Genomic DNA, 19,643 nt, shown 5'->3' with positions numbered 1-19,643 from the left:
GTTTATAGTTCACCAATCGCAATACGTAACATACGACGTAAAGGCTCAGCAGCCCCCCATAATAATTGGTCACCTACCGTAAAGGCACTAATATAGTCAGATCCCATATTAAGTTTACGCAAGCGACCGACAGGAATATCCAAAGTACCTGAAATAGCCACAGGGGTTAATTCATTCATTGAATTTTCTCGTACATTAGGGATATAACGAGCCCATGGTGTTCCTGATTTAATCATATCTTCGATTTCATCTAAAGGAATGTCACGTTTTAATTTGATCGTCAATGCTTGGCTATGAGAACGCATTGCACCAATACGCACGCATAGACCATCAATAGGAATCAGTGGTAGATCAAACCCTTCCCCACGACCAAGAATTTTATTGGTTTCTGCTTGTGCCTTCCACTCTTCACGAGATTGACCATTACCTAAATCTTTATCGATCCAAGGAATTAAATTACCAGCTAACGGTACACCAAAATTATCACGAGGAAGTTGTGGATCACGCTGTTGAGCTAATACCTGACGATCAATTTCTAAAATAGCAGAAGCAGGATCAGCCAGTAAATCACTAACAGTATGATTAAGAATACCAAATTGTGAAATTAACTCACGCATATGTTTAGCACCACCACCTGATGCAGCTTGGTATGTCATAGAAGTCATCCACTCTACAACATCTTCACGGAATAGCCCTGCTAAACCCATCAACATACAACTAACAGTACAATTCCCACCAATATAGTTTTTGATACCTTTTTGCATAGCCGTATCAATCACATGACGATTAACAGGATCAAGAACGATAATCGCATCATCATTCATACGTAATGTACTCGCCGCATCAATCCAAATACCGTCCCAACCAGCAGCACGCAATTGAGGATAAACTTTAGTCGTATAATCCCCCCCCTGAGCGGTTAGTATAATTGGCAATTTTTTAAGCGTATCTATATCATAAGCATCTTGAAGAAGCCCAGCACCCTCTGCCCAACTTGGTGCAGCACCACCTGCATTACTTGTCGAGAAAAAAACAGGATTAATCAGTTTAAAATCACCCTCTTCTCGCATACGTTGCATCAACACTGAGCCAACCATACCACGCCAACCAACAATACCAACAGACTGCATCATTTGTTTACCACCCAAAAAATTAGTTTAACTATAAAAAATAAAAATAAGTAAAAGTTTACTACAATATCTTATATTAATGTAGCAATTACGGCATCTCCCATCTCTGAAGTGCTTACTTTCGTTGTCCCTTCTTCATAAATATCAGGTGTTCTATATCCTTGCTCCAACACTTGAGCAACTGCTTTTTCAATACGTAAAGCAGCCTCTTCATTTTGGAAAGAAAAACGTAGCATCATCGCCGCTGAAAGAATGGTGGCTAATGGGTTAGCTAAATTTTTACCTGCAATATCAGGAGCTGATCCATGACTTGGTTCATAAAGCCCTTGTTGGCTAGCATTTAATGATGCAGAAGGTAACATACCAATAGAACCTGTTAGCATAGAGGCTTCATCAGAAAGAATATCCCCAAATAAATTACCCGTTACAATCACATCAAATGCTTTTGGGGCACGGACTAATTGCATAGCCGCATTATCAATATACATATGTGTTAGGGTAACATCAGGGTATTCTTGCGCAACCTCTAACATAATATGCCGCCAAAATTGAGAAGTTTCTAAAACATTCGCTTTATCAACAGAGCAAAGTTTCTTCTGACGTTTCTGAGCGGCTTGAAAGGCAATATGTGCAATACGGCGTACTTCCGTTTCTGCATAACGCATCGTATCAAAGCCCTCTTGCTCTCCTTTAAAAGGCCCTTCTTCTACTCTTCTATTCCCTCTCGGTGTACCAAAATACACATCACCCGTTAATTCTCGTACAATTAATATATCTAGACCTGAAACAATTTCTGGTTTTAGGGTAGAAGCATTCGCAAGCTGAGGATATAAAATGGCAGGACGAAGATTCGCAAAAAGTCCTAAATTTTTTCTTAACCCTAAAATAGCTTGTTCAGGACGAAACTCTCTAGGTAAAGTATCATACTTCCAATCACCTACCGCCCCAAATAAAACCGCTTTCGCTTTCTTCGCAAGGGTAAGTGTATGCTCTGGTAAAGGATGCCCATATACATCATAAGCTCGTCCCCCTACATCTGCTTTTTCTAGCTGTAAGTCTAGTTTTAACGCAGATAAAACACGCACTGCCTGTTCAATAATTTCTTCACCAATCCCATCACCGGGTAATACTGCAACTAAATTTGACATTTATTCCTCTACTTATTCAGCCATACCAACTAACCATGGCATCTGCATTAAACGTTGATTTTCAAAAGTTTTAATTTTGTCGGCTTGTCTAAGAGTAAGCCCAATGTCATCAAAACCATTTAATAAGCAATAACGGCGGAATGGTTCTACATCAAAGGCAATTTCACGTCCTGAAGGTGTAGTAATGCGTTGTTGCTCTAAGTCAACGGTTAAGGTATAACCCTCTTGATGATTAACTTCATCAAATAGGGTAGCGACTTCCTCTTCTGATAAACAAATAGGTAATAAGCCATTTTTAAAACTATTATTAAAGAAAATATCGGCAAATGATGGGGCAATAATCACTCTAAACCCATATTGCACTAACGCCCAAGGTGCATGTTCACGACTTGAACCACAGCCAAAATTTTTACGGGCAAGTAAAACAGAAGCACCTTGATAACGCGGTTTATTCAATACAAAATCAGGGTTTAAGGGACGTTTGCTATTATCCATACCTGGCTCACCATGATCAAGATAGCGCAATTCATCAAAAAGATTAGGACCAAACCCTGTACGTTTGATAGATTTTAAAAATTGTTTAGGAATAATCAAATCCGTATCTACATTTTCTCGATCTAAAGGAGCAACTAAACCATTATGTACTGTAAATGCTTGCATGATAAATTCCTTATTAAAATTTTCTAACATCAACAAAATGACCCGCTATAGCGGCTGATGCTGCCATTGCAGGACTGACTAAATGTGTACGACCACCTTGTCCTTGACGACCCTCAAAATTACGATTAGAGGTTGATGCACAACGTTCACCAGGCTCTAAGCGATCTGCATTCATTGCTAAACACATAGAACAGCCCGGCTCTCGCCACTCAAAACCCGCCTCAATAAAGATTTTATCTAACCCTTCTTCCTCTGCTTGGAATTTTACTAGTCCTGAACCGGGGACTACCATTGCTTGCTTAACATTTGTCGCTACCTTACGGCCTTTAATGACCTCAGCAGCCGCACGCAAATCCTCAATACGTGAATTCGTACAAGAACCAATAAAGACTCGATCAATCATAATATCCGTAATCGGCATATCAGCTGTTAAGCCCATATAGCTTAATGCACGCTCCATACTGCTACGTTTAACAGGATCACTTTCTAAGGCAGGGTTAGGTACTCTATCCTCAATACTTAAAACCATTTCTGGTGATGTTCCCCAGGTTACCTGTGGTTTAATATCTGCCGCATTAATTTCAATAACACGATCAAAATAAGCCCCCTCATCAGAATGTAAGGTTTTCCAATAAGCGACTGCTTTATCCCAATTTTCACCTTTGGGTGAGTAAGGGCGACCTCGGAAATACTCAATTGTTTTATCATCAACCGCTACTAAGCCTGACCGTGCACCTGCTTCAATCGACATATTACAGACGGTTAAGCGACCCTCCATAGAAAGATCACGAATAGTGCTTCCTGCAAATTCAATTGCATAGCCTGTTCCCCCTGCTGTACCTATCACACCAATAATATGTAAGACAACATCTTTTGCGGTACAGCCAATGGGGAGTTTACCCTCTACCTTAATCAACATATTTTTATTTTTTTTCATTAATAAGGTTTGTGTTGCTAGTACATGTTCTACTTCTGATGTACCAATACCAAAAGCCAATGCCCCCATTGCCCCATGTGTACTGGTATGTGAATCACCACAAACAACCGTCATTCCCGGTAAAGTAGCACCTTGCTCTGGCCCAACCACATGTACAATACCTTGGCGAATATCATTCATTTTGAATTCTGTAATACCATATTCTTGACAGTTTTTATCTAAAGTATCGACTTGAAGTTTAGAAATAGGATCGGTAATTCCTCCCGCACGATTACTCGTTGGAACATTATGGTCTGCCACTGCTAAATTAGCACTTAATCGCCAAGGCTGACGTTTAGCCATTGCCAACCCTTCAAAAGCCTGAGGGCTTGTGACTTCATGTAAAAGCTGACGATCAATATAGATCAAACAGGTACCATCTTCTTCTTGACTTACTACATGAGCGTCCCAAAGTTTGTCATAAAGTGTTTTTGCCATTGCGATTCTCCACGTTTTAGTGCGATAAATAATTCATTTAATATGCCTATTATCAATGATTTTATAATTTTAACAAGCCTATTATTTATACTATTACTAATACTACTATATTATAAATGTATAAAATATGCTTTAACCTAACATCTCTTCTAATGGGTACGGAGAATTCTTGATTTCACTATAAAAAAGCAGTTAAAATTCTAAGCATTTCAGAGATAAAAATACTATTTACTCTCTTTTTACAACCACTTTTGATAGATATACCATCATGGCAGAAAATCGTACAGAACTTATTCGAGAACGTTTACAACAACTCAATCCACAAACATTAATTATCGAAGACCAGTCGCATTTACACGCAGGACACGCTGCTAATCGAGAAGGAGCTAGTCATTTTAAAGTCTGTATTGCATCTACCCAATTTAAGGGGTTAAATAAAATTGCACAGCAACGACTTGTCTATGCTACCGTTGCAGATTTAATGCCCTATCCTATCCATGCCTTGGTATTAGAAACGCAAGTACCACAAGATTAATATATAAAAATCGCAATAAATAAGGATTAACACCCCTATCAACATCTGATACATCAATAAAAAAGGTGAGCCTATTGTTCACCTTTATATTGCTATACTGTTTAATTCAAGTATTTATTATATTCACGCACTTTTACCAATAAGCTAATAACTAGCTATTTCATTAATGATAAAAAGGCTTAAAAAGTAGATTCTTTTTCTAGTACCTTATCTAAATCTGTCAAAATTTGATTTAATTCTATACGCAAATTTTGTATTTCTTGGGCGCTAAAACGAACAGCTGCATCAACTGTTGATTTACTCTCTCGTACATCACCCAAACGATTACGAGCCCCACTAATGGTAAAACCTTGATCGTACAGTAAATCACGGATTTTACGAATTAATAACACCTCATGATGTTGATAATAACGGCGATTTCCACGTCGTTTAACAGGATTTAACTGTGTAAACTCCTGTTCCCAATAGCGTAAAACATGGGGTTTTACATTACACAATTCAGCCACCTCACCAATCGTAAAATATCGTTTGGCAGGTATTGGTGGCAAGGTATTTTGAGGTAAAATCTCTGTCTGAATCATAAGGGTAGCCAATAAATCTAATCTATTACCTAATTTTACACTATTGTTGTCCTATCCTACAACATGAAGATTATTTTAAATCAATAAAATCCGCATCAATAAGTTATTACAATCTAATATCGATACTTCTTAATAAACTTTCTCATTTTATCTGAATGATAAAACTTTATGCCTTACGTAAAAATAATATTTTTCTCTTTATCTTCTCCCTCATCAAAGTGTAAATATACTGTCTCTTTATAGAACTCACTTGTATTATCCTTAGTAAATTTCAAAATTCTATCCCAATCATCTGGAGAGTATTTATCAAGGAGTGTAAAACTATCATTATTCATCACATTATTCTTATCAATCTTAGCGTAATTAAGCGATAAACAATATCTCAGCATATAATCTTTAGCATTTAAAGCATCTTCTCTTTCTTGCGCAAAACAACAACTAGAAAGCAAAAGTAAGAAAATAATTTTTTTCATTTAACCGCCAAAACTTATTCTATACTCAAGATTACTTATTAATTAATTTAACTGTAGAATAATAACAAGTGAATATCGCTTTAAATCAATTTTAATCATTTGAGAGATAAACAATAAGAAAAATCACACTTTCAAACTATTAATCTCAAAATACAATCAGTTTTTCATCATATTGTCAGCTTCTTCTATAAGCCGGTTTTCAACTCTGACCGATCCTCCAGCTAACGATTTATTATAAAGTATCATTCATAAATTAATGAAAATCAACCGAATCCGATTTAATCCACATTGTGATTTCTTTTTTTCCTTCATATCTAACAAAATACCAATCATTACCTCTTTCATCTTTTTTCTCTTTTAAAATATATACCTTATCACCTTTTAATAAGTATATTTTAGTAATATCATTAGATGAATTTGGATACCTATATAGATATGATTTTTTATTTATAATCCCAATTCTATCGCACGAATTATAATCTATTTCAAAATCTGAAATATGACACTCATAATAGTTTGATGTTGAAATATCATTTCCATTTATCATACTTTTAAATAGATATACCCGTCCTTTAGTTTTTGTTAAAAATTCAATTTCCTTTGAAGAACTTACTAAGTTTACTCGTAAACCTTCATTTAATTTAGTAAATTTATAATCAATAAACCCTAATTTTTCATCTAGCTCATCAAAATAATCAGCATCAACATTATCAATTCGTTTATTGTTAAAACCAACCTCATGGCCATAATATATTTCATATTCCGGAGAGTAGTTTATTTTATTAAACTTTAATAAATTACCATTTTTCTTATCAAATATATAATTAACTTCAGTCTTCGTATGATATGCAGCATTGTAATGATTTGATATTTTAAAATACTCTCCATCATCACTTACTATACTTCCAAGAGATTCATTGACTAAATCACTCGTTATAGCATGACCATCTAAATAAATAATATTATCTTTTATTTCATAACTAGCAAAAGAAAGTTTACAAAAAAATATCATAAATAAAGATAAAATAATCCTTATAACCATCTTAAACTTAACACTTTTTTCTTTCACTTTTCTTTCTCGTTACTCATATCTATCGTTTATGATCACAATCTAGTACCGACACATCTTAATAAATTTTTTCATTTTATCTGAATGATAAAACTTTATGCCTTACGTAAAAATAATATTGTTCTCTTCATCTTCGCTTTTATCAAAATGTCAATGCACTGTCTCTTTATAAAACTCACTTGTATTATCCTTAGTAAATTTTATAATTTTATCCCAATCATCAGGAGAGTATTTATCAAGGAGTGTAAAACTATCATTATTCATCACATTATTCTTATCAATCTTATCGTAGTTAAGCGATAAACAATATCCCAGCATAAAATCTTTAGCATTTAAAGCATCTTCTCTTTCTTGTGCAAAACAACAACTAGAAAGCAAAAATATAATTTTTTTCATTAGAATTCCTTCTTTTACAAAAACTCTATTCAGAAAAAATTTCTACTATTATGTCTTATTTTTATAAAAGCTTTTCAATAAAAATACTAAAAAACTAATAAATAAAACAGATACTATATAAATACCACTATAAACAATAACACTATCCTAAAAATACGCTTTAGATAAAACTTTAAAGATAGGGAGTGGATAAGCATCTACATACCGATCAAAAAGTGTAAAACTAAATAGAATAAAAATAATAAATAAATGATACTTCCAATATTTCTTTAAAAACATTTATCTCTCTTTCTATCCTAATAAAAAACTATAGTAGATTAATCCTTACTATAACAACTTATTATACTGAACCTACCTATTTAGGCTAACTATTCTTTTTTAAAAAGTACCTTACCTTGATAATCAACTACCCAAACTTTTAGTTCAGGTAATGTTTGAAGAACAGCTTTTATTTCATCTAATGAACTAACGGCAAAAGCTGTTGATAAGGCATCTGCCAAACTTGCTGTGGGTGCTACTACCGTTACGCTTTGATAGGTATCTTTATTATCACCTGTTTTGGGATTAAATAAATGGGTAAATTGCCCTTGCTGATCAAAAACTGTTCCATACCCCCCTGAAGTAGATACTCCTCCATTTTGTAAAGGGATTGTAAAAAAAATACTCTCTTGATCCATTGGATTTTTAATCCCTACTTGCCATTCTCCTTTTTGCTCACTATCTAATCCTCGAATTTCTCCCACATTAATTAAGGCTCGCTTAATACCAGCTTGTCGAATAATATCCGTTACTTTATCCGTAATATAACCTTGAGCAATTGCATTTAAACTCAAGGCTAAACCTTGTTTATGGTATTTAATATAATTTTCATTAAACTCTACCGCCGAAAAATCAACAAGATTTAATGTTTGCTGTATCACTTCTTTTGAGGGTGGCTGTAAGTGGCGAGGATTTTTTTCCAAGGCTTCTGCATATACCTTCCATAAAACTTGTATGCTAGGATCAAATTTCCCCTTTGTAAGTCGATAAACGTATTGACTTTGCGAAAGCACAGTGAGTAAATCTGCAGGAGGATAAGCTAAAAAACCTTTTTGATTAAGTTCATTTAACACACTTTTTTCTTGATATAAGCTAAAAATATGCTCTAACCGTTCTATTTCTTTTTCTATTGTTGGCATGAGCTGATCAACTTTTTCTTGGGAAACATCAAAAAAACGAATGTCAGCTGCAGCCCCTAATGCCATTCCTTGCCAAATAACCGGTTCTACTGGTTTTGCCCAACTACTTGTCATTAAAAATATAATACTCAGTTTTAGGCAGAACAACCAATATTTCACACTATTTTCCTTTAGTTTTTTACTTATTGGACCGCTCTAGTGCATTAATATAGTAAGTAAATCATCCTTAAAATATTAAATACACTAAAGCCGTAGTCATCACACGATAGGATTAATGATGATTATCATGAGATGGCTGATCATTATTTTGCATATCATGTGCATTCTGATGATTATGCGAAGATGATGTCATATTACTCATATCATGTGATTGATGAGCACCATGATTTCCATGTCCATCATGTGAAGAATGATGTTGCGAGAAAGAAGGTGCTTCACTTGCCCCTCCATCAAAAATATACGCTTCATCTAATTCATCTAATTTTTTAATTTCACCACCATTTTTAGCCACAAATGCTTGTGCTTTACTTAAATCAGAGAAAGGTAAGGCATCTTCTGTTCCCATACCACCGATAAAATTACTCTTAATTACATAATAGGCTTGATAAGCATCAATCCAATTTTCATCAGCCGTTGGGTTACTCCAGTCAGTCACATTTGACATATCCGTTACATAAATAGCCACTATATCCTTGGGCTCTTCTGGTAGTACACGGAAGACAAACATTTGCTTAACAGTAGAGAACCAATAGGGTTTATCCATTCGCGATTTAATAAATAATTGTGCCTTAGGCCCAATATGCTCATCTAAGTTCATTGAGCAATAATGACCAATAGAATCGCCATCAATTAATTGAGCAGTCGGTGGTGTAACATCCTGTTCTTGCTGACTGCAAGCCGCTAATAATATACTTAATATTATCAAAAATTTCTTCATAACTGACGTCTCCTAAAGATTAAAATCGCCAAGATAAACGGTACGATAATCCATACCCATTGCATTAAAAATAAGATCTCTTTTGACAGTGATAATTGATTGCTTAACCCTGCCATACCTGCATACATTGCTGTATTTTCATAGCCTGTTAGATTCAATAGACGATAAATATCAGCAGGATTAAATAATAAAATATATTCTACCATTCCAGCTGTTATATTTTGCTGCGTATCAGCAACTAATATACCCAACACTGCCATATCAAAAATAACAACAAAGAACAACCATACCGCAATAGCAATCCCTGCTGCTGTTCCTCTTTCTTTTACATAGGCACTGATTACATATCCCATTGAAAGAAAAGAAGCACCTAATAAAATGCTCGCTAGAATTAACAAGCCTAAAGGTTTCCATCCTTGTAAACTCAATATTCCTGCAGAGAGTTGTAAGGCTAAACCGGCTAAACCATAACCCAAGGTAACAGCTAATAGTAACACGACAACATGCCCTAAAAACTTTCCTGCTAACACTTGCGTTCTGGATATAGGATAACTAAGGAGTAATGCCATTGTTCCTCGCTCTATTTCACCAATTAAAGCATCATGAGATAGTAACATAGCAATCAAAGGGACAAGGAATATAGATAAACTGGATAAACTAACGACTGTTACCGTTAATAAATCTGCTTTTACCTCTTGTCCAGTCGGAGAACTACCTAGAAAACCTAAAGAAAGGGCTAAAAGTGCCAATAATAAAGTAGCTGCCATCACCCAGCGATTACGCAAACTATCTTTAATTTCTTTTTGCATGACAATAATAATAGGACTCATATATCCTCTCTTTTCAGCATATGCATATACATTTCATCTAAACTTGGTGTATAAATATCAAGCGATGCTAATAGATCTAAATCACCTAACTCTTTTAGTAAGGTAATTTTTTGATCACCAAGGCTCTGCGTACTATACGCATTTTCACCAATTTTTTCCCAATGAGATGGTAGATTTGTTGCTGATTTAAATTTAACCTCTATTCGCTCTGGTAAACCACTTTGTGACTGAAGCGTTTTCAACGTTCCATCCGCTAATTTCACGCCATTTTTCATCACGACAATTCTATCCGCATATCCTTCTAGCTCTGCCAGTGCGTGCGTACTCAATAAGATAGTCGTTCCTTTGGCTTTTAATTCACCTACAATGTCATAAAACATTTGTCGAGAGGCTGGATCTAACCCAGTTGTTGGCTCATCAAATAATAAGACTTTAGGTTCACCCAGTAAGGCTTGTGCTAAGGCTAAACGCTGTCTCATACCCTTAGAATATGTCCCTACTCTTCGATTAGCGGCTTGAGCAATACCTACTCTTGCTAATAAAGACGGGTTATCTTCTAACGGAACACCTTTTAATCTCGCATAGAAATTTAAGGTTTCTTCTCCCGTTAATGCGCCATGCAAGGCAACAGTTTCAGGCAAATAACCAATTTGACGACGTAACTCACTTGCATTTTTAAGTGAAAAGTCTTGATTAAATAGCTGAATACTTCCTTCTGTCGGCTGAATTAAGCCTAAAATTAACTTAATGAGTGTACTTTTACCAGCACCATTATGTCCTACTAAACCGACACATTCACCTGCATATAAACTTAAATCAACCTCTTTTAAGGCTTGCATTTGTTTAAATGTTTTGCTGATGTTTTTGAGTACAATATAAGCTTCTTTACTCATAAAGTTCCTTTATCTTTCGTAAATCTATCTCGGCTGGAATACCCATCAATGGATAGCTATCAATAATCCCACCGGGAAGAATCGCTGGAAATTGTGTTTGAGCCCATTTCACTATACTGACCGCAGGACTATTCAATAATAATCGGGCAGCAGGCGCTCTCCAGACCACTTGATCAATAATCCCATTAGGACGATAAGCCGTATCAGCAATACCATCAGCATTTAAGTCAAAGGCACTATTATCACTCCAGTAATTCCCTTTCTGCTCATGAGACCATTCCATATACCGAGTACCAACGTACTTCACTTGATTTTGATTATCTACAAAAGCATTACCCGATATATGATTACCTTGACCTGCTGCCGTATAGTGAATACCCATATCACATTGTCTGAAATAGTTATTACGGATAGTATTCATATTGGCATTATAGGCAAATAAACACTTCTCCGCCCTAGCCACTTGATTACCCACAATAATCGAATGGTTAGTATAGTTCACCATAATACCTTGGGCTTTACTTCTTACGGCAATATTATTTGTCACTTTAAGGCGATCAGAGAACATCAATGCATAGCCGATCTCATTATCAACCGAAATATTCTCACTGACCTCACTATCATTTGTGTACATATAATGCACACCATATCGTAAGTTAGTAAACGTATTTCCTTTGAAAACATTATGGCTACTATTATTAGAAAAGATACCATCTCTTCCTAGAGAAATATCATTTTCAAGCACTTTTGACCCTGGTGCATTCCAAACCGAAACACCATTTCCTCGTTCATTAACACGAAACTCATTATTCCCAACAATGCGATTATGTTGAACGATGGCATCTTGTGTCCCCCATATATAAACACCCATTAAATTATCAAGCAAATCATTTTGCTCAATCAAGGCTCTGGTTGCGGTATTATTCAGAAAAATACCCGCATCCATTTGGGGGAGATTCATACCCGATTGCGTAACGGTCAAATGTCGAACAACCACATCTTCTGCATCTACAAATAATGTGCGTCCTTGTCTTTGACCCTCTAAAATAGCGCTTCTATCCTCTGGACCCGTCAAGGTTAAAGGTTTATTAATAACAAACTGACCCCGATAAGTACCAGAAGATAATACTAATACATCACCACTACTGGCTTGATCAATGACAAGTTGCAGATTATCTGTTGGTTGTACATGGATCACCTCAGCAGAAGCAATTGAAGCGATACTACCCAGTATCACACTGGGTAGTATGTATTTTGGAAAATTAACGTTCCTCATACAACATTAATAACTCTAAGCTTTTTTCTTAGGAATAACGTTCATTTGTCCTGACATTTCCATATGTAAAGCATGGCAGAACCATTGGCAATAGTACCAATGTACACCAGGACGATGTGCAATAAAGGTAACAGATGAAGTCGCTTGTGGACTAATTTCCATCGCAATACCATGACCTTCTAATGTAAAGCCATGAGTAAGGTCTTCAATAGTATCCATATTCGTTACAAATACAGTAACCTCATCACCCTCGTTCACTTCAAAATTAGTTACACCGTAAACAGGCGCAATGGCTACCATATAAACACGAACTTTATTACCATCACGGATAACTTTAGAATCACTCTCTAAATTAACACCGTCTTTTTCAGCCCATTTACGTGCATCTTCCCACATTTTGTCATTACGATCCCAAACATGGCGAGGATGTACTTTTGATGAATGCACCAATAACATATCATGTGGCTCAGCAAAACTTGGACCATCATGAAGAAGTTTCATTTCATCACCTGAAATATCAAATAATTGATCATTTTCTGGTTTTAAAGGACCTGCGTTTAAGAAACGGTCTTTAGAGAATTTGTTCAATGAAACAAGGTATTTACCATCAGCCTCTTTTGTTTCACCCATTGTCGTATGGTTATGTCCTGGTTGATAGTGAACATCCACTTTTTGAACAATCGGATCAACATCTTCACCCGCAAATTTTCTAATTGCTTTGTCAATATTCCATTTAACTAATTGGCTATCAATGAATAATGTTGTATAGGCATTACCACGACCGTCAAAGGCAGTATGCAATGGACCTAAACCAAGATGTGGTTCAGCAACAACGACATCACGCTCTTTGATTTTGCCAGCAAATAAATCATCTAATCTTCTAACATCAATCAATGTAACTGTTGGTGATAACTTACCATTTAATGCAATATAGTTACCATCTGGAGATGCATTACATCCATGTGGTGAGTTAGGAACAGGTACATAACGAGTATATTTAGAACCATGGCGACCATCAACAATTTTGACACCATTGACTTCTTTATAATCACCTGCTTTGATACCCTCTTCAATCGCTTTAATATTGAAAACTACGCACCAGTCTTGCTCATTACCTGTCGTACCACTAAGTGTTAAACCTTTTTCTGAGTTATAGCAAGTAGCAAAAGAGTATTTACCTTGGTAGTCAGCATCACCATTATCAAGGTTACCATCTACCATTACTTGCCAAGCCACTTCCATGGTATCACCATCAATAGCAGTATAAACAGCAAAGTAATTTTTGACTGGATCACCAAAAACGCTACCATCGTTAGGGATAGGTACAATATGCTCACCATTGGCAAACACATAACCTGTACGAGGATAACGTTGTGGACGTAAACCATGTACACCAGAAATATTAGGGATTTCAAGCACTTTATCCGTTTTCATTACATCACAACGAATACGAGCAACACGGTTATTCGCTTTATCGTTAACGAAGATATAACGGCCATCATAAGTACCATCTTCAAACGACATATGAGGATGGTGTAAGTCACCATTTGGTAATACGGCTTGATGCGTATCTTCTAAGAATTTACGTGTTTCAGGTGTAAGATTTTCATTAAGAATCTTACGACTTTCATTAGTAATACCCCAACCCGTAGCACTACAAATGTTAAATACAGGGATACGTACTAATTCACGCATAGAAGGTAGGCCTAAAATTCGAAGCTCACCTGACTGACCACCAGAGTTAAACGCATAGTACTCGTCTAACTCACCTGGTGCAACGTAGTCTAATGGTTTATTATCACCACTAGCTGCTTCAACCGTATTTGACCCTGCTGTAAAACCTAGTAATCCAGCCCCTGCCAAACCTGTGCCTGATGCGGCAACAGTACCTAAAAACGAGCGACGGCTTACGCTCACTTTATCATTCTTACTCATACTTTCACTCCTAAAATGTAAGAACATTTTTAATAAAAACAAGAAATATAAATATAAACAACCTATTTATTTCCTCATTTCAACCTCTCTATTTAAGAAGACCAAGATCTTCTTTTTTTACTAAAGTTACTTTCTTTTCCTCAGCAGCTGCTTTTGCATCTGCCATTTTGTTTCTCACCTTGTTTTTTTGCACTAAATGCGGACATTTAGTTTGATGGTGATAAAGCATTTGACAATTTAAGCATTGAATACATTCATTTGCATCAATTTCTCCTGTGGGATGAATAGCCTGTACAGGACAGTCATTCGCACAACGCTGACAAGGATCACCACACATTTTATAGCGTCTTAACCAGTCAAATACTCTTAATTTAGCGGGAATTGCCAATGCTGCACCCAATGGGCATAAATAACGGCAATAGAACCGCTCAATAAATAAACCTAAGACTAATAATGTTACCGCAAAGAGTACAAACCACCATTCACGAACAAATTTCAGGATAATCGCTGTTTTAAAAGGCTCTACCTCTGCTAATTTTTCGGCTAATCCTAATGAATAGAGAGAAACCCCAAATAAACCCATAAAGATGACATACTTCAATGCCGCTAATCGTGTTTGTACAGTATAAGGTACTTTGATTTGCTTGATACCTATTTTGCGTGCCAATTGATTAAGCAACTCTTGTAAAGAACCAAATGGACATAACCAACCACAGAAAGCTCCTCGATTCCAGAATAGGATAGAAATAGCGGTAGCACTCCACATAATGAATACTAAAGGATCCATGAGGAAGTATTCCCAACTAAAGCCTGTCCGTAAAGAGTCGGTAAAGGTAAATACATTCACCACGGATAGTTGTGCTTGTGCATACCAACCAATATAAACGACACTGAACAGTAAGAAAATAGTACGGAATCGTTTATAAAAGACAGGATAACTTGTTAAGGTATTTTGGAAAAAGAATACCGCAATAAGGATAATCAAGGCAATACTAATGACAATGATTTGTCCAAGTTTTTCTTCCCAAATCATTTGCCATAATGGTTTTGCCTCTTCTGTGGCTTCTTCTGTTACCTGTGCTTGCTGCTGTTCAACTTGAGCAACTGTCTGTGCTGGTTGTTCAGTAGCAGGAGGGGTAGCACTCTTCTCTACTTTAACAAACGCATCTGGTAAGGTATAGTGTAAATCAGACGTTACAAACGCTTTATCATTGACATTAAGCGTACGTTGAATCATTAACTGTAATCGCCACGGTTCAGCCGGATTAAAATTAACATCCTCTGGTGAAACAAAAATACCTATTTCTTTATAGCGGGGCGCACCTTTTGCTGATAAGCTCGGTAAGCGTTCATGGTTCAAATCAATAAAGCGGAAACTCGTTTCATTTTGGATAACTTCAATCCGGTCAAAGATACCGCCACGAACATAGCCTGAACCTTTAAATGAATAACGCCCATCGCCCATAATAACCATCGCATGCTGACCTGGTTTTAGACGTTTTTTGAGATTCTCCCAACCCATTTTACCCAATAGGCTTTGACCGATAGAGGGTTGATCCACAACTGCGGCATATAAGCGAATAAAGGTATCTGTATCAGGACCTTTTTCAGGTACTTTAGCGGCATCTGCTCCACCAAACTCTTCAAATAAACGGTTCACATCCGCAACAGAAAGATAAAGCTCTTGCACGGCTTTTTGTGCAAGTAATTCATCCCATGTAAGAATATCTTGTTTATCTTCATTGATGACACGTTTTTCTGTTGTTTCTTGAGTGGCAACGGTAGCACCACTAGATGATGATAAAGCAACATCTGCCGAACCCAACTTATATTGCTGTGTCAGACGTTTTACTGAACGTTGAATACTATCATTAATCACCATCAAGGTAACAGTAGCTCCACTAATAATATCAGCAGGTGCTTTACCTGTTTGAGGAGGATTTTTGACAAAATTTAAGCCAATATAATGTTGAATAAATACATTTACTTTTTCTTCTGGAATACCAATCAATACGATAGGCTCATGATGTTCGACTAATTTTGCACCTTTAATCGTACCATCATCAGCAATACCTATCATCATATCAATTGGTTTACTAGAATAACCTCGAGTATTTACTAAATCGGTTGTGATATACACAAACCCTACTGGTTTATCTTCTTGGAAAACACGAGCAACCAATGGGTTACCTTCGGGCTTACCATAACTAGTTGCACCGGGGAAAATTTCTGACGGGGGAACTTTAGATAAAAATTCAGGAAGTCTTTCGGCATAAGCATTTATGCTAAAAATATGACTTAATAAAATAAAGAGGGAAAAAAGAACATACTTCTGACAGGAATGAAGTAATTTAATGATGAACATAAAAAACCTACTGCTAACAACTTGTACTGTTTCACTGTAACATAAGGTATTTACAAAGGTAATTGACAATTATCAAATGACGTGATTTTGTATCAATAATTAGAGATTTTTGTTGTTATTTTTACTAATTTTCTTAAAAATAAGTTTAAGATTAAAACAATGTTTTAATCCAAATGGTTGTTATAACAGAATTTTGCCAAATTTTTGGTACTTGAAGAATAATATAGGATTTATCTTATTAAATCAATATTATTTACAACTTAAATAAATTATCAAACACTATTATAAGCCCATTATAGTTTAATTTTATCAAAAGAATGAATAAGTAAGGTTTTTTATATATTATCTTAGTGTATAGAATAAAACATTCACTGTTATAAGCAAAAAAAACCTCGGTAAAAACCGAGGCTATCATAAGGGAGAGAAAATGTAGATGAGAAAATACCAAATAATCACCTGATTACTTGATACAGCTTTATTATGCATGATAAACTATTTCAAAAATATTTCTTTTAAAAACACAATTATTTCAATAACTTACACAACATACAAAATAGAGATAAATAAAAACCTAGACTTACCCCCCTATTCTACATATAAAAAACTCCACCTATTTAAATCACAGATGGAGTTTTTACTAGCATTTTTATTTAACGGTATCATGTACTATTAAATAAATACTTTATCGATTAATCTTACCAAATGGTAGAATTAATTTTGTCTTTTAGTGCAGGATAATTTTCTGCTTTAAACTCAGGTTCTTTACCTACTTTAAGCTGTTTCACATAGTCTCCCAACAAAGTAAATACCCATTTTGACAATAATACAATTGCTACTAAATTAATAAAACTCATAATTGCCATTGTAAAATCACCCATATCCCAAATAAGTGAAGATTTATTCACTGCACCAAAGTACACAAAACCTAAAACTAACATTCTAAATACAACCATTAATACACGGTTATTTTTAATAAACTGTATATTAGATTCTGCATAAGCATAATTACCAATAACAGATGAGAAACAGAACATAAAGAGAATAACCGCTAATAAAGTTTGTCCCCATGAACCAATATGGTTTTCTAAGGCAGCTTGTGTTAATTGAATCCCATCTAATCCATGATCGGCAGGTAATTGTGCTAATAGAATAATAAATGCCGTGCATGAGCAAACAATAATAGTATCAACAAAAACACCTAACATTTGGATCATACCTTGAGAAACAGGGTGTTTAACATCAGCTGCAGCCGCCGCATTAGGAGCAGAACCCATGCCTGCCTCATTAGAGAATAAACCACGTTTAATACCTAATAGCATTGCTTGAGATACTAAACCACCTAATAAACCGCCGCCAGCCGCTTTAAAACTAAAAGCATCATCAAGAATCAAACCAATAATTCGGGGGATTTCTGATGCATTCACAAAAACAACATAAACAGCAATAATTAAGTAAATTAATGCCATGACAGGTACTAATGCCTCCGAAATACGGGCAACACGTTTAATACCACCAAAAATAATAGGCGCAGTAATAATCAACAAAATAGCACCGATTAAATGTTTATAAACAGCCCATTGCTCTTCTGATACACCATGCTCTGCGGTAAGATTGGCAGCCGATTGAATAGCTAATACAATCGTATTAGACTGGATAGCATTAAAAACAAAGCCAAAACAAAAAATAAGACTAATGGCAAATAAAATAGCTAACCATTTTTGTTTTAAACCATGTGTGATGTAATAGGCTGGACCACCTCGGAATTGACCATTTTCAGTATCACGAACTTTAAAAAGTTGTGCTAGCGTTGATTCTGCAAAAGCAGAACTCATACCAATTAAAGCCGTCAGCCACATCCAAAACACAGCACCTGGTCCACCTGTAGAAATGGCTATAGCCACCCCAGCAATATTACCTGTACCAACACGACTCGCTAAACCTGTCACAAAAGCCTGAAAAGCGGTAATGCCATGTTCACCATTCTTTTGTCGTCCACTAAGCATAGCTCTAACACTTTGCCTAAATAAACGAATTTGTACAAATCCTGTGAAAAGGGTGAAATAAAGCCCTACTCCTACTAATACCCACACTAAGTATTCCCACATAGGTGAGCTTAATGCATTCATATAACAATGAAATTGATCTAAAAATGAGGCTTGTTCAGCGCAAGTAAGTTTTGACATACTAAAATTCTCTCCTTTTAATAACTTTTTGGCATTTTAATATAACTATTCTATGATAAATGTTATTTTTTATTATTGATACAAAAAAATAATAATATTGACATATATTCTTGCGACATCAATCACACTTCTAATCCTAACTATAAGATAAATAGTAAATAAGCGATAAACAACAATAATAACAGTAAACAAAAATCTCTATATCGACTATCAATCTATTCTGGTATATCAGAAATGATGAAGATTATACTTAACAATAAAAAACCCCTTATATCGTTATCATATAAAGGGTTTTTATCAATACATAAAACAATTAATGAGGCATATCTGATGATTCTTCAATAATTGCTTTAAGTTTTTGACTTGCATGGAAAGTCACTACACGGCGCGCCTCGATAGGAATCACTTCTCCTGTTTTAGGATTACGCCCCGGACGTGATGGTTTATCTCGTACCTGAAAATTACCAAACCCCGTCAATTTGACCGCATCACCGCTAGCTAATGATTCACGGATTTGATCAAAGAAAGTATCCACAATATCTTTAGCTTCACGTTTATTAAGACCAACATAGTCAAATAATAATTCTGCTAAATCTGCTTTTGTTAAGGTTTTATTTTCTCCCAACATCTTTTTATCCTC

General features: G+C 35.5%; 18 protein-coding genes. 1 reads left to right on the top strand and 17 read right to left on the bottom strand.

Annotated elements, in window-relative coordinates; all coding sequences use genetic code 11:
• Positions 1-2: 2 nt before the first annotated feature.
• The 4 genes from asd to leuC all read right to left on the bottom strand — a co-directional run bounded on the left by asd (position 3) and on the right by leuC (position 4,352).
• Entirely contained in the window at positions 3-1,133 is a 1,131-nt protein-coding gene (gene asd / locus F9B76_RS01295; RefSeq protein WP_159990456.1) for an aspartate-semialdehyde dehydrogenase, read from the bottom strand.
• A 68-nt stretch (positions 1,134-1,201) separates the two neighbouring features.
• On the bottom strand, positions 1,202-2,278 hold the full coding sequence (leuB, locus tag F9B76_RS01290; protein WP_159990455.1) for a 3-isopropylmalate dehydrogenase: 1,077 nt from the start codon (positions 2,276-2,278) through the stop codon (positions 1,202-1,204).
• 12 nt (positions 2,279-2,290) lie between these two features.
• Positions 2,291-2,938: a 3-isopropylmalate dehydratase small subunit gene (gene leuD / locus F9B76_RS01285; protein WP_201289324.1), complete on the bottom strand. Its 648-nt coding sequence runs from the start codon at positions 2,936-2,938 to the stop codon at positions 2,291-2,293.
• 13 nt (positions 2,939-2,951) lie between these two features.
• Positions 2,952-4,352 carry a 3-isopropylmalate dehydratase large subunit gene (gene leuC, locus F9B76_RS01280; protein ID WP_159990453.1) on the bottom strand — a complete coding sequence of 467 codons (1,401 nt, stop codon included), beginning with the start codon at positions 4,350-4,352 and terminating at the stop codon, positions 2,952-2,954.
• Between the two features lie 268 nt (positions 4,353-4,620).
• Here leuC and F9B76_RS01275 point away from each other — a divergent pair, with 268 nt between their 5' ends.
• Positions 4,621-4,887 carry a BolA family protein gene (locus F9B76_RS01275; protein ID WP_159990452.1) on the top strand — a complete coding sequence of 89 codons (267 nt, stop codon included), beginning with the start codon at positions 4,621-4,623 and terminating at the stop codon, positions 4,885-4,887.
• Positions 4,888-5,066: 179 nt separating this feature from the next.
• Here F9B76_RS01275 and F9B76_RS01270 read toward each other — a convergent pair whose 3' ends face one another.
• The 13 genes from F9B76_RS01270 to F9B76_RS01210 all read right to left on the bottom strand — a co-directional run bounded on the left by F9B76_RS01270 (position 5,067) and on the right by F9B76_RS01210 (position 19,631).
• Entirely contained in the window at positions 5,067-5,468 is a 402-nt protein-coding gene (locus F9B76_RS01270; protein ID WP_159990451.1) for a MerR family transcriptional regulator, read from the bottom strand.
• A 173-nt stretch (positions 5,469-5,641) separates the two neighbouring features.
• Complete coding sequence (locus F9B76_RS01265) at positions 5,642-5,941, bottom strand: hypothetical protein (protein ID WP_159990450.1); 300 nt, start codon at positions 5,939-5,941, stop codon at positions 5,642-5,644.
• Positions 5,942-6,194: 253 nt separating this feature from the next.
• Positions 6,195-7,010: a GW dipeptide domain-containing protein gene (locus F9B76_RS01260; protein WP_201289323.1), complete on the bottom strand. Its 816-nt coding sequence runs from the start codon at positions 7,008-7,010 to the stop codon at positions 6,195-6,197.
• Between the two features lie 150 nt (positions 7,011-7,160).
• Positions 7,161-7,406 carry a hypothetical protein gene (locus F9B76_RS01255; RefSeq protein WP_159990449.1) on the bottom strand — a complete coding sequence of 82 codons (246 nt, stop codon included), beginning with the start codon at positions 7,404-7,406 and terminating at the stop codon, positions 7,161-7,163.
• Positions 7,407-7,774: 368 nt separating this feature from the next.
• Entirely contained in the window at positions 7,775-8,743 is a 969-nt protein-coding gene (locus F9B76_RS01250; protein ID WP_159990448.1) for an FAD:protein FMN transferase, read from the bottom strand.
• 112 nt (positions 8,744-8,855) lie between these two features.
• A complete protein-coding gene (locus F9B76_RS01245) occupies positions 8,856-9,521 on the bottom strand; it encodes a nitrous oxide reductase accessory protein NosL (protein WP_159990447.1) in 666 nt (221 codons plus the stop codon).
• Positions 9,518-10,351 (bottom strand): ABC transporter permease subunit, encoded by an 834-nt coding sequence (locus tag F9B76_RS01240; protein ID WP_159990446.1) that lies wholly within the window; start codon positions 10,349-10,351, stop codon positions 9,518-9,520. The genes F9B76_RS01245 and F9B76_RS01240 overlap by 4 nt, the downstream gene beginning before the upstream one ends.
• On the bottom strand, positions 10,348-11,244 hold the full coding sequence (locus F9B76_RS01235; RefSeq protein WP_159990445.1) for an ABC transporter ATP-binding protein: 897 nt from the start codon (positions 11,242-11,244) through the stop codon (positions 10,348-10,350). Before F9B76_RS01235 ends, F9B76_RS01240 begins: the two co-directional genes overlap by 4 nt.
• Positions 11,237-12,520 (bottom strand): nitrous oxide reductase family maturation protein NosD, encoded by a 1,284-nt coding sequence (locus F9B76_RS01230; RefSeq protein ID WP_159990444.1) that lies wholly within the window; start codon positions 12,518-12,520, stop codon positions 11,237-11,239. The genes F9B76_RS01235 and F9B76_RS01230 overlap by 8 nt, the downstream gene beginning before the upstream one ends.
• Before the next feature lie 15 nt (positions 12,521-12,535).
• Entirely contained in the window at positions 12,536-14,455 is a 1,920-nt protein-coding gene (gene nosZ, locus F9B76_RS01225) for a TAT-dependent nitrous-oxide reductase (protein WP_159990443.1), read from the bottom strand.
• A gap of 88 nt (positions 14,456-14,543) precedes the next feature.
• The gene (locus tag F9B76_RS01220; RefSeq protein WP_159990442.1) at positions 14,544-16,820 is read right to left on the bottom strand and encodes a NosR/NirI family protein; all 2,277 of its coding nucleotides are present in this window, start codon (positions 16,818-16,820) and stop codon (positions 14,544-14,546) included.
• Positions 16,821-17,515: 695 nt separating this feature from the next.
• A complete protein-coding gene (locus tag F9B76_RS01215; protein ID WP_159990441.1) occupies positions 17,516-19,003 on the bottom strand; it encodes an alanine/glycine:cation symporter family protein in 1,488 nt (495 codons plus the stop codon).
• Between the two features lie 313 nt (positions 19,004-19,316).
• A complete protein-coding gene (locus F9B76_RS01210; protein ID WP_159990440.1) occupies positions 19,317-19,631 on the bottom strand; it encodes an integration host factor subunit alpha in 315 nt (104 codons plus the stop codon).
• Positions 19,632-19,643 lie beyond the last annotated feature (12 nt).

It is taken from the genome of Pelistega ratti, assembly GCF_009833965.1.
GTDB classification, from domain to species: domain Bacteria; phylum Pseudomonadota; class Gammaproteobacteria; order Burkholderiales; family Burkholderiaceae_B; genus Taylorella; species Taylorella ratti.
The sequence above is the reverse complement of the archived record's forward strand: the minus strand, read 5'-3'. Positions and strand labels throughout refer to the sequence as shown.

Coding starts and splice junctions, on each gene's coding strand:
- F9B76_RS01255 (WP_159990449.1), bottom strand. CDS start 7,406: ATGAAAAAAATTATATTTTTGCTTTCTAGTTGTTGTTTTGCACAAGAA.
- nosZ (WP_159990443.1), bottom strand. CDS start 14,455: ATGAGTAAGAATGATAAAGTGAGCGTAAGCCGTCGCTCGTTTTTAGGT.
- leuC (WP_159990453.1), bottom strand. CDS start 4,352: ATGGCAAAAACACTTTATGACAAACTTTGGGACGCTCATGTAGTAAGT.
- F9B76_RS01240 (WP_159990446.1), bottom strand. CDS start 10,351: ATGAGTCCTATTATTATTGTCATGCAAAAAGAAATTAAAGATAGTTTG.
- leuB (WP_159990455.1), bottom strand. CDS start 2,278: ATGTCAAATTTAGTTGCAGTATTACCCGGTGATGGGATTGGTGAAGAA.
- F9B76_RS01275 (WP_159990452.1), top strand. CDS start 4,621: ATGGCAGAAAATCGTACAGAACTTATTCGAGAACGTTTACAACAACTC.
- asd (WP_159990456.1), bottom strand. CDS start 1,133: ATGATGCAGTCTGTTGGTATTGTTGGTTGGCGTGGTATGGTTGGCTCA.
- F9B76_RS01245 (WP_159990447.1), bottom strand. CDS start 9,521: ATGAAGAAATTTTTGATAATATTAAGTATATTATTAGCGGCTTGCAGT.
- F9B76_RS01210 (WP_159990440.1), bottom strand. CDS start 19,631: ATGTTGGGAGAAAATAAAACCTTAACAAAAGCAGATTTAGCAGAATTA.
- F9B76_RS01215 (WP_159990441.1), bottom strand. CDS start 19,003: ATGTCAAAACTTACTTGCGCTGAACAAGCCTCATTTTTAGATCAATTT.
- F9B76_RS01235 (WP_159990445.1), bottom strand. CDS start 11,244: ATGAGTAAAGAAGCTTATATTGTACTCAAAAACATCAGCAAAACATTT.
- F9B76_RS01230 (WP_159990444.1), bottom strand. CDS start 12,520: ATGAGGAACGTTAATTTTCCAAAATACATACTACCCAGTGTGATACTG.
- F9B76_RS01220 (WP_159990442.1), bottom strand. CDS start 16,820: ATGTTCATCATTAAATTACTTCATTCCTGTCAGAAGTATGTTCTTTTT.
- F9B76_RS01270 (WP_159990451.1), bottom strand. CDS start 5,468: ATGATTCAGACAGAGATTTTACCTCAAAATACCTTGCCACCAATACCT.
- F9B76_RS01265 (WP_159990450.1), bottom strand. CDS start 5,941: ATGAAAAAAATTATTTTCTTACTTTTGCTTTCTAGTTGTTGTTTTGCG.
- leuD (WP_201289324.1), bottom strand. CDS start 2,938: ATGCAAGCATTTACAGTACATAATGGTTTAGTTGCTCCTTTAGATCGA.